Genomic DNA, 8,053 nt, shown 5'->3' on the forward strand with positions numbered 1-8,053 from the left:
AATCAGAGGTTCCGGGACGGCCATTCCCGCCGGGCGGTGGAGCACTCCTGGCGCGATTTCCGCAGGGTCACCGCCTGCCCGATGCTCGCCGCCACAGCCTTCGTCGGCTTCGGCCTCCGCCCGAAAGGCGACGCCTCCGGACACGGAACGGGCCGCCCCTGGTGGAGCGGCCCGTCGCCGTGGTGCGGGTTACTTGCGGATCAGGTTGCGGAGGACGTACTGGAGGATGCCGCCGTTGCGGTAGTAGTCCGCCTCACCCGGGGTGTCGATGCGGACGGTGGCGGTGAACTCCTTGCCGTCGGCCTTCACCGTGACCTCGTCCGGGACGCCGCCCTCGTTCATCGCGGTGACGCCCGTGATGTCGAAGGTCTCGGTGCCGGTGAGGCCGAGGGACGCGGCGGACTCGCCGTCCTTGAACTGCAGCGGCAGGACGCCGAGGCCGATCAGGTTGGAGCGGTGGATGCGCTCGTAGGACTCCGCGATGACGGCGCGGACGCCGAGCAGCGCGGTGCCCTTCGCCGCCCAGTCGCGGGACGAGCCGGAGCCGTACTCCTTGCCGGCGATGACCACGAGCGGGATGCCCTGGTCGATGTAGTTCCGCGAGGCGTCGTAGATGAACGCCTGCGGCGAGCCGTCCTGGGTGAAGTCGCGGGTGTAGCCGCCCTCGACGTCGTCCAGGAGCTGGTTGCGGAGCCGGATGTTGGCGAACGTCCCGCGGATCATGACCTCGTGGTTGCCGCGGCGCGAGCCGTAGGAGTTGAAGTCCTTGATCTCGACGCCGTGGTCCCGGAGGTACTGCGCGGCGGGCGTGCCAACCTTGATGGACCCGGCCGGGGAGATGTGGTCGGTGGTGACCGAGTCGCCCAGCTTCGCCAGGACGCGGGCGCCGTGGATGTCGGTGACCGGCTCCGGCTCGGCGCCCATGCCGTCGAAGTACGGGGCCTTGCGGACGTAGGTGGACGACGGCTCCCACTCGAACAGGTTGCCGGTCGGGATGTCGAGGCCGGTCCAGCGCTCGTCGCCCTTGAAGACGTCGGCGTAGTCCTTGACGAACATCTCCTGCCCGATGGACGACTCGACGATCGAGGCGACCTCCTCCGGCTCGGGCCACAGGTCGCGCAGGTAGACGGGGCCGTCGGTGCCCTCGGCGATCGGGTCGTTGAGGATGTCGATGTCCATCGTCCCGGCCAGCGCGTAGGCGATGACCAGCGGCGGCGACGCCAGGTAGTTCATCTTCACGTCGGGGCTGATGCGGCCCTCGAAGTTGCGGTTGCCGGACAGCACCGCGGTGACCGCCAGGTCGTTGTCGTTGACGGCCTTGGAGATCTCCGGCTGCAGCGGGCCGGTGTTGCCGATGCAGGTGGTGCAGCCGTACCCGACCAGGTTGAAGCCGATCTTGTCGAGGTACGGGGTGAGGCCGGCGCGCTCGTAGTAGTCGGTGACGACCTGCGACCCCGGCGCGAGCGAGGTCTTGACCCACGGCTTGCGCGTGAGGCCCTTCTCCACCGCGTTCCTGGCCAGCAGCGCCGCGCCGATCATCACGTACGGGTTGGACGTGTTGGTGCAGGACGTGATGGCGGCGACGGCGACGTGCCCGTGGTCGAGGACGAACTCCGTCCCGTCCTCCAGCTTCACCGGGACGCGCTTGTGCGGACGGCCGGAGCCGTTGGCGTCGACGTGCCGGGGCTTGTCGCCCTCGGTCTCCTGGGTGATCGCCGGGGTGTCCGAGGCGGGGAAGCTCTCGTTGGACGCCTCGTCCAGCGCACCGAGGACGCTCTCGACGTAGTTCTGCACGTCCCGCCGCCAGGTCGTCTTGGCGTTGGACAGGGAGATGCGGTCCTGGGGGCGCTTCGGGCCGGCCAGCGACGGGACGACCGTGCCGAGGTCCAGCTCCAGGAACTCGGAGAACTCGGGCTCCACCGACGGGTCGAGCCACATGCCCTGCGCCTTGGCGTACGCCTCGACGAGCGCGATCTGCTCCTCGCCGCGCCCGGTCAGCCGCAGGTACTTCAGCGTCTCGTCGTCGATCGGGAAGATCGCGCAGGTGGAGCCGAACTCGGGGCTCATGTTGCCGATCGTGGCGCGGTTCGCGAGCGGCAGCGCGTGCACGCCCTCGCCGTAGAACTCGACGAACTTGCCGACCACACCGTGCTCGCGCAGCATCTCGGTGATGGTCAGCACCAGGTCGGTGGCGGTCGTCCCGGCGGGCAGCTCGCCCGTCAGCTTGAAGCCCACCACGCGCGGGATGAGCATCGAGATCGGCTGGCCGAGCATCGCGGCCTCGGCCTCGATGCCGCCGACGCCCCACCCCAGGACGCCGATGCCGTTCTCCATCGTCGTGTGCGAGTCGGTGCCGACGCACGTGTCGGGGTAGGCGACCCCGTTCCGGTCGAACACCACCCGCGCCAGGTGCTCGATGTTCACCTGGTGGACGATGCCTGTGCCAGGCGGGACGACCTTGAACTCGTCGAACGCCGTCTGCCCCCACCGCAGGAACTGGTAGCGCTCCTTGTTGCGCTCGTACTCCCGCTGGACGTTCCGCTCGAACGCCTGCGGCGTCCCGAAGTAGTCGACGATCACCGAGTGGTCGATCACCATCTCGGCCGGCGCCAGCGGGTTGATCTTCGTGGGGTCGCCGCCCAGATCACGGACGGCCTCGCGCATCGTGGCGAGGTCGACCACGCACGGCACACCGGTGAAGTCCTGCATGATCACCCGGGCGGGGGTGAACTGGATCTCCTTGCTCGGCTGGGCCTGCGAGTCCCACTGCGCGAGCGCGCGGATGTGCTCGGCGGTGACGTTGGCGCCGTCCTCGGTGCGCAGCAGGTTCTCCAGCAGCACCTTGAGGCTGTACGGGAGACGGGCCGCGCCCTCGACGGCGTCCAGCCGATAGATGTCGTACGACTTGTCGCCAACTTGCAGCTTGTCAAGGCTGCCGAAGCTGTTCGCGGACACGGACTCCTCCTCCATCGCAACCGCGCGTCCGGTCCGGGACATGAGCGCGCGGCGCTCGTCTTGGTCTTCGATGTGCCCGTCCCCCGGGGGCCGACACGGAGCGGCGCACGCCGGGACGGGTGCTCGTCTACCTTGATCCTGCCTTAGTCGGCTCCATCACCCATAACCAGGGCCGCCTAACTTCCGCAGGTTTTCTCTTGACGTCAAGCTATCCCCAATTTATCTCGACATCAAGCTACTTGCACCCCGTGCGTCGGGGACGGCACTGCGAGCGCGGCAGGCGGCATTCGCATCGTCCGGAAGCCGGTTCTCCCCGGCTTGGTGGACGTGCGCCCGCCGCCCTTCGAGAGTTCCCTTGCACGGGTCGTGCCCCCTCCCGCAGCAGCCTGACAGCCCGCCGCGCGGCAACCGGGTCGGCTGCGACGAGTAGCGCAAGCAACCCGTCCAGATCGCCGCACCAGTTCAGGCCGCGGTTGGCGACCCGCCAGCCCCCGCGCTCGTCCCGCGCAACGCCCCACCCGGGAAAGAGATGCTGCAGCAACAGCAGCACAACGGCCTCGTTCATTCGGAGATGGCGATCTTCGCCCACACGACCTTCCCGCCCTCGTTGAGGGGCCGGACGCCCCACGCGTGGACGATCTCCGCCATGAGCTGGAGCCCGCGTCCCGAAAAACCGGCGTAGTTCTGCGGCCGGACCACCGGCCGCCCCTCACCGCCGTCCCACACCTCGATCACCGGCAGGCCGTCGCGCTCGTCCCGCAACACCCGCACGACGATCGGCCCCTCACCGTGACGGTACGCATTGGTGACGAGTTCACAGACCACGAGCCGCCCAACGTAATCGTCCTCGATCCCCCACTCGGCGAACCGCTCCGCGAGAAACCTCCGGGCAAGCCGGGGCGCCTGGTCATCGGGCTCGAGAACGAGCGGAGAGGCCCCCTCCGGGGCAAGTGCAGTGATCATCGCTGAGACCTTCGACGTGAGTTGTGTGCGAATCACGACACAGAGTCACGTGGTCACGCTAAGTTGGCATGCGTACGTAGTGCAGTCGAAACAACACGGAACGCAGAGGCCCTCCCCCATGGCCACCAACGCACCGCCGGACCCGAAGAGCAGCATGTGGTCCTTCGTCGCCTACTACTTGCGTTTCTGCCGCAACCAGCGCGGGCTGTCCGGCGAAGCGGTGGGACGCATCATCAACGCGAGCAAGGCGACCGTTTCACGCATTGAGAACGGCATAGACCGCCTGGACGCGCAACGCGCGGCCCTCCTCGACAAGGCGTGGGAGACGTGCGGGGTCTTCTCGATCCTGGTCTGGTACGCCAGCATCGGCCACGATCCGCAATGGCTGGCACAGCTCTCAACCTTCGAGAAGCGGGCGCGCATCATTCGGATCTTCGAGCCGCAGGTGATCACCGGTCTGTTCCAAACCGAGGAGTACGCCCGAGCGCTCCTGACGGGCGGAGGCGTGCCCGACCCCGAGCCGGACGTCACCGAACGGATGGATCGACAGGGCGTCCTCGACCGGACATTCGTCATGGTGCTGCTGAGCGAGACCACTCTGCGGTGGCCCGTGGGAAGCCCCCGCATCATGCGGGAGCAACTCACGCACGTCCTCGAAGTGGCGGAGCGGCCGAACGTCGTCGTCCACGTGATCCCGCAGACCTTCGCGACCGGCGCGCACCCCGGCCTGGACGGTGGCGTGAAGCTCGTTACGGGCGACGATTTCGGTGAGGTCGCCTACACCGAGTCGCTCGGTGGCGGTCGGCTTATATCGTCTCCTGTAGAGGCCGCAGAATACGCGATCCTGTTTGCACGGATCAGCGCGAGGGCTCTTCCCGAGCACAGGTCCAAAGACGTGATCAGGACGGCTATGGAGGCGTTCAGTGACGACGACGTGGCGCAAGAGCAGTCACAGCGGCACCCAATCCGGGAGTGACTGCGTGGAGGTCGCCCGTTTCCCCCAGACGATCGCCCTCCGCGACTCCAAGAACCCGCACGGCCCCAAGCTCGTCGTGGGACGTGACGAGTTCGCAGCCCTCCTGGCAACCCTGAAGCGCTGACGCCTGCCGAACATTCGGCGAGCAGTTGTCGAATCCTGTGGGCCTTCGGTGCCTCAAACTGTTCGTAGCCAGTGGTTGAGGGCTGCGAAGTCATCGTCGGTGATGCCTTGGGCCGACGCGATGTGGTGGAGGAGGGCTCGGCCGGGATGGTGCGTGGACACCCAGTCCCGATCGGCGTCGGTGATCTCGTCGTCGACCCAGGCGAATGGACGCTGGTTTGCCCAGGCCACCACGGTTCTGGTCTTCCAGCAGAGCCCGAACCAGTGGTCCTCGCGTTCGTGCTCGTCGGAGGGCTCGGGCCAGGTCACGACGGGGAGCCGTGGCAACCCGATCCGGGGCGCGATCAGGGCGTTCGCCTCGTCCTCCCAGGTCGTGGCCCAGACCAGGTCGCATGGCAGGGCCGCCAGCCGAAGCCCCACCTGCGGGTCGAGCCGCCCCAGGTGCGCGGTCGGCCCTGCGCCGGACCGCACGCCCCGTGAGCCGTCGCCGAACGGCAGGAGCGGCCCGTCGACATCAAGGAAGAGCAGGGGGCGTTCCTGGTGGCCGGTCATGCCGCGCTGTCCTCTTGGCGTTCAACCATGTGGCCGCCCCGGCCGAGCGGCTGGGTTGTCAAGATCGTTGGCGGCGCCGGCGACGGCCGGGCCGCAGTTGTCTGGGAGGTGGGCGATGACCACAGCGACGGCGTCGTAGGGGCTGTCGGCCACTGCGATGGCGGGGCCGTCAGGTGAGCGGTCGTGCCACCAAGTGATGCGGTATTTCCCATTCGTCCCAGGGCTGATCACAGGAACGTCGTGGGTGTAGGGGAAGCCAGTGCAGCGGCTGAAGTTCAGCGTCCGGTGGCTGTGGAAGGGGAACAGGACTCGTAGCTCAGGTTGGGCGTAGGCGGCCTCGATCAGATCATGGTCGACGTGTGAGGCCGCTGTGGTCCGGTAAATCACCCACTGCGCTTCGACCGCGTTCCCCCTTTCGTGTGCCTCGGCAAGGCTGCCGTACTCGACGAACGGGCACACGCTCTTAAGTTCAGCCAAGCGATAGCCCGCCTGCCAAGTTCCGATGGCTTCGGCTGCAGCGTCCAAGTCGCCGGTCTTGGCCTTGGCCATCATGACGCCCTGACTCCAGAACTCCATCAGCAGGCATCGCTCCTGGCTGGCCGCGACGACACTCACGTGTCGATGACCCTCCCCGACCCGGGTAGCGCAGTCCCACCAACCGGGCGCACCGGCCTGGAGCGCGGTCAGCTCATAGCCCGCGCGATCGAACGCGAACTGCATCGCGGCCTGCAGGCTTCCGGCTGAGCCGATCTCGGGGTAGAGGCGAACATGGTCTCCGCGCGGTGGTCGTGGCACGGCTCCCACTGTGCCGCACCGACTCTGGACCTGGATGATCGGCAGAAGCGCTGATCCGGCCGGAGCACCGATCGCGGTGAGCATGCGCTGCTGCCGCTCGCCGAACATCCTGTCGAGTCCCCGTGAAGGACCGGACCGTCCGGTCGGCGCAGCGCTATCGCCGGTCGGGGCGGACGATGTACCAGGTGCCCGATGGTGTGACCCAGATCAGCAGGCCGGGCCAGACTTGGACGAGCCGCCAGTCGGGGCGTTGTTTCAACCTGTGGTGGCGTCGGCAGAGGGGCGCCAGGTTGCAGCGGCACGTGGTCCCGGGACGCCACGGCACCGTGTGGTCAAGGTCGCACCGGCGGGATGGCTGGTTGCAGCTCGGGAACACGCAGGTCTCGTGCCGGGCCTCGACCTCCCGGCGCATGGCGGCGGACGGCCGGTAGCCGGGCCGGCCATGCGCCTCGTCGTCCCCTCGGCACATCGCCTCCCGTGCTCCGGCGAGCTCATGCTGGATGCGCTGCACGGCGCGCCGCACGGCACCCGGCAACTCCCGCGAGGGAACGCGTCCGCTCACATGGGTCAACCGCTGAGCGATCGTGTCCGCCAGAACCGCGATCTCGGTCTCAGCGCGAGCACGCCCCTCCGAACCTGAACTTTCGCGGCCATCGGGTGGTTCGTCGTCTCCAGACCCGCAGGCCGGGTCACCGCGACTCCCGACCGGATCGGGTTCGCGATGCGCGCCGCAGCCCTCGGCGTGGTCGAGTCTGGCCAGTGCCCGCACGGGCTCGCCGTCCGGCCGCTGGACGTCGCCACAATGTGGGGCGCTGTGGGCGACGCTTGCTGATCGCGTCCGCGATGCGCCGCCGACCACACCCGAGGAAGGCCCATCGTCTGTGCTCTCCCAAGTACAAGAGAGGCCCCTGGCCGCCGGGACGGAAGCAGGACCATCGGGCATCTGACCGGAATGAGCCGCCACGCGCACCGGGACGGGATTGCTCTCCGCGTTCAGGGGAGCTGATGTCGAATGGGTGTCGGCGCAGGTCTGGGCAACGAGGGTGCGGACTGCCTCGGGGAGAGGCAGACCTTGCAGGAGTTGGGCGGCCAGGTCGGCTCGGATGGTTTTCAGGGGGCGGGGGTCGCCGTCGGTCTTGATCCCGTGCGCGGCCGCAGTGATCTTGTTGTAGATGGCGTGGGCGTCTTCGGCCGCCAGGTCGCAGAGGGACAGGTCGGCGGTGCCGGACGGGGTGTCCCAGAGTTCCAGGCGTCGTTGCCGGACGGCCTCCTGCTTGCGTTCTTCGATGGCTTCGGGCGCGAGGCGCTGGGCGATTCGCCGGATCCGGCGGCGCAGTTGCCCGGTCGTCTGGGTGGACGCCTTCTCCAGCGCCGCCGTCTGGACCCGTTGGGTTACCTGCTGGGGAAGGCTCTCGGTGAGGTCGCTGATGACCCGGGCTTTGGGCAGGTCGATGCGTCCGGCTTCGAGGGCCGCGCCGGTGTCGGCGAGCGGGCCGGTGAGCTGCTCGGCCAGGTGGACGAGGGTGGCCGATGCGTTGCCGGTGATGCTGAGGGCCGCGGCGACTTCTTCGGTGACCGATTCGCGGGCCGACAGGATCCGGTGGTCGGGTTCGTCATCGGCTTCGGCACGGGTGCGCCGCTGGGCGAGTTCGGCGATGGCGGCCAATTCCCGGGCCTGCGCCCACGAGC

The 8,053-nt window shown here is 68.3% G+C and carries 7 protein-coding genes; 2 read left to right on the top strand and 5 right to left on the bottom strand.

Translation table 11 applies throughout. The features are described from left to right. Positions 1-189: 189 nt before the first annotated feature. A complete protein-coding gene (gene acnA / locus AL2_RS20970; RefSeq protein WP_174550867.1) occupies positions 190-2,970 on the bottom strand; it encodes an aconitate hydratase AcnA in 2,781 nt (926 codons plus the stop codon). A 546-nt stretch (positions 2,971-3,516) separates the two neighbouring features. Continuing rightward, positions 3,517-3,918, bottom strand: a complete 402-nt coding sequence (locus AL2_RS20975) for an ATP-binding protein (RefSeq protein ID WP_067635993.1) — start codon at positions 3,916-3,918, stop codon at positions 3,517-3,519. 118 nt (positions 3,919-4,036) lie between these two features. On the opposite strand from AL2_RS20975, the gene AL2_RS20980 reads away from it, so the two are divergent. Further along, positions 4,037-4,894, top strand: coding sequence for a helix-turn-helix domain-containing protein (locus tag AL2_RS20980; protein WP_157438277.1), 858 nt, complete (start codon positions 4,037-4,039; stop codon positions 4,892-4,894). 4 nt (positions 4,895-4,898) lie between these two features. Continuing rightward, a complete protein-coding gene (locus tag AL2_RS20985; RefSeq protein WP_312032864.1) occupies positions 4,899-5,018 on the top strand; it encodes a DUF397 domain-containing protein in 120 nt (39 codons plus the stop codon). A gap of 53 nt (positions 5,019-5,071) precedes the next feature. Here the strand turns inward: AL2_RS20985 and AL2_RS20990 are convergent, their stop codons facing one another. The 3 genes from AL2_RS20990 to AL2_RS21000 form a co-directional block, all read right to left on the bottom strand. Beyond that, entirely contained in the window at positions 5,072-5,569 is a 498-nt protein-coding gene (locus tag AL2_RS20990; RefSeq protein ID WP_067635996.1) for an HAD domain-containing protein, read from the bottom strand. Positions 5,570-5,590: 21 nt separating this feature from the next. After that, on the bottom strand, positions 5,591-6,472 hold the full coding sequence (locus AL2_RS20995) for a DUF6193 family natural product biosynthesis protein (protein WP_067635997.1): 882 nt from the start codon (positions 6,470-6,472) through the stop codon (positions 5,591-5,593). Positions 6,473-6,518: 46 nt separating this feature from the next. Beyond that, the coding region (locus AL2_RS21000) for an HNH endonuclease signature motif containing protein (protein WP_157438278.1) at positions 6,519-8,053 on the bottom strand (1,535 nt) is incomplete at its 5' end.

Origin of the sequence: Actinomadura latina NBRC 106108, assembly GCF_001552195.1 — a bacterium.
GTDB classification, from domain to species: domain Bacteria; phylum Actinomycetota; class Actinomycetes; order Streptosporangiales; family Streptosporangiaceae; genus Spirillospora; species Spirillospora latina.

What these genes read in the sequence shown, in the direction of transcription:
- AL2_RS20980 (WP_157438277.1), top strand. Translation starts at nt 4,037, where the DNA reads ATGGCCACCAACGCACCGCCGGACCCGAAGAGCAGCATGTGGTCCTTC.
- AL2_RS20975 (WP_067635993.1), bottom strand. Translation starts at nt 3,918, where the DNA reads ATGATCACTGCACTTGCCCCGGAGGGGGCCTCTCCGCTCGTTCTCGAG.
- acnA (WP_174550867.1), bottom strand. Translation starts at nt 2,970, where the DNA reads ATGGAGGAGGAGTCCGTGTCCGCGAACAGCTTCGGCAGCCTTGACAAG.
- AL2_RS20995 (WP_067635997.1), bottom strand. Translation starts at nt 6,472, where the DNA reads ATGTTCGGCGAGCGGCAGCAGCGCATGCTCACCGCGATCGGTGCTCCG.
- AL2_RS20990 (WP_067635996.1), bottom strand. Translation starts at nt 5,569, where the DNA reads ATGACCGGCCACCAGGAACGCCCCCTGCTCTTCCTTGATGTCGACGGG.